At 60.3% G+C, this 1825-nt stretch carries 3 protein-coding genes; all 3 read left to right on the forward strand.

Annotated elements, in window-relative coordinates:
• The first annotated feature begins 72 nt into the window (after window positions 1–72).
• Window positions 73–480 carry an IS66-like element accessory protein TnpA gene (gene tnpA, locus BSU04_RS49170; protein WP_089162630.1) on the forward strand — a complete coding sequence of 136 codons (408 nt, stop codon included), beginning with the start codon at window positions 73–75 and terminating at the stop codon, window positions 478–480.
• Entirely contained in the window at window positions 477–821 is a 345-nt protein-coding gene (gene tnpB, locus BSU04_RS22220) for an IS66 family insertion sequence element accessory protein TnpB (protein ID WP_089162631.1), read from the forward strand. Before tnpA ends, tnpB begins: the two co-directional genes overlap by 4 nt.
• Window positions 822–860: 39 nt before the next feature.
• Window positions 861–1825 (forward strand): IS66 family transposase (gene tnpC / locus BSU04_RS22225; RefSeq protein WP_144021312.1); only part of this gene is annotated, 965 nt, incomplete at its 3' end.

Here is a 1825-nt window from a genome sequence, read left to right on the forward strand (position 1 = left end):
GACGTAAGCGTCGCGCGAGGGCCGCACTTGATCTCGCTACCATGAGACGCCAAAGTGGTTCCCACTACTTGAATGGTGGGAACCACTTTGACATTAGAAAAATCGCGCTCGGGCGGTCGTAAAGGCTGCCCGAATCATAGTCCGGAGTTTCGGCGCCGAATGGTCGATGCGGCCTGTGAGCCCGGTGTCTCGGTTTCAAGTCTTGCTCGTGAGAACGGCTTGAACGCTAATCTGCTGTTCAGATGGCGACGAGAGCATAGGGTTAAACAGCAGGGCAAGGTTGGCGGGCTCATTCCCGTGAGCTTGGTAACAAACGTAGCGAGCGTGGTTGCGCCAGAGGCGTTGATCGTACCGGATGTCGCGAAGGCGACATCCCCGGGCGGCACGATCGAAGTTCGAATCGGCCGTGCAATGGTCAAAGTGGATGGCGCGGTCGATGTCGAGACGCTTCGAGCGGTGCTGGCGAGTTTGAGATCGTGATCGGCCTGCCGGCGGGTACGCGGGTGTGGATTGCAGCAGGTATCACCGACATGCGCTCTGGATTCCCGGGGTTAGCTGCCAAGGTGCAGACAGCGCTCGGTGAGAATCCGCTGAGCGGCGACGTGTTCATCTTTCGTGGGCGCCGCGGCGATTTGATCAAGATTTTATGGGCAACTGATGACGGGGTCTGGCTGCTTGCGAAGCGCCTCACCAATGGTCGTTTCATCTGGCCACAGGCCGATGGTGGCAAGATCCATTTGACGAGCGCCCAGTTATCCATGGTCCTCGAAGGGATCGATTGGCGCCAACCTCGTCGCACAGCGGCATTATCGATGGCGTAGCAGTTGTAAACCGTGCGGGATGCTCGTAAACTGCGCCGTATGCCGAGCGACGCCGATCTCCCCGATGATGTTGTTACCCTGCAGGCCTTGCTAAGCGAGGCCCTCGCATCAATTGTTGATCGGGATCGCGAGATTGAACGCCTGAAGGTCCAGATCGACAAGCTCAGACGCATGCACTTCGGCCGCAAATCCGAGCAGTTGGATCGGCAATTAGATCAACTCGAGACACAGCTAGAGGATCTGGCAACTGGACAAGGCGCCGCCGACGTTCGCCGGGCGCGCGCGCGATCGCCAAGTTCGGGCGTCTCTGTCCAGGCGCCCAAGGAAACTCTGCCGCCCCATCTGCCGCGCGAAGATCGCGTGCTCGAACCCGATTCGACATGCCCAAAGTGCGGCAGCGCCATGCGCGCGCTGGGCGAAGACGTGTCCGAGCAGTTGGCGCGCGTCACCGCTATCTTTAAGGTCATCCGCACGATTCGACGCAAGATGGCCTGTCCCAGTTGCGGTCACATCGAACAGCCGCCGATGCCGGGGCAGCCGATCGAGCGGAGCATCGCGCATCCGAGTCTGCTCGCCGACATCCTCGTCTCGAAGTACGCGGACCACATCCCCTTGTATCGCCAAACGGGGATCGCCGCGCGCGAAGGCGTACGCCTTGATCGCGCCACCACAGCGCGCTGGGTCGGCCAGTGCGAAGAACTCTGCAGACCGCTGACCGACTCGCTGCGCGCCTACGTAATGGCGGCCACCAAGATCCACGCGGATGACACACCGATCCCGGTGCTCGCGCCGGGCAACAAAAAGACCCGCACGGGTCGACTCTGGGTCTACGTTCGTGATGACCGCCGTTCGGCTTGCATAGAACCGGCCGCCGTCTGGTTCGCTTACTCACCGGATCGCAAAGGCATTCACCCACAAACTCATCTTGCTAAATTTGAGGGCATCCTTCAGGCGGACGCGTATGCGGGCTATGCTGATTTGTACCTCGATGGGAAAATCCGTCC

It is taken from the genome of Caballeronia sordidicola (assembly GCF_002220365.1).
Lineage (GTDB): Bacteria > Pseudomonadota > Gammaproteobacteria > Burkholderiales > Burkholderiaceae > Caballeronia > Caballeronia sordidicola_C.

What these genes read in the sequence shown, in the direction of transcription:
- tnpA (WP_089162630.1), top strand. Translation starts at nt 73, where the DNA reads ATGGTGGGAACCACTTTGACATTAGAAAAATCGCGCTCGGGCGGTCGT.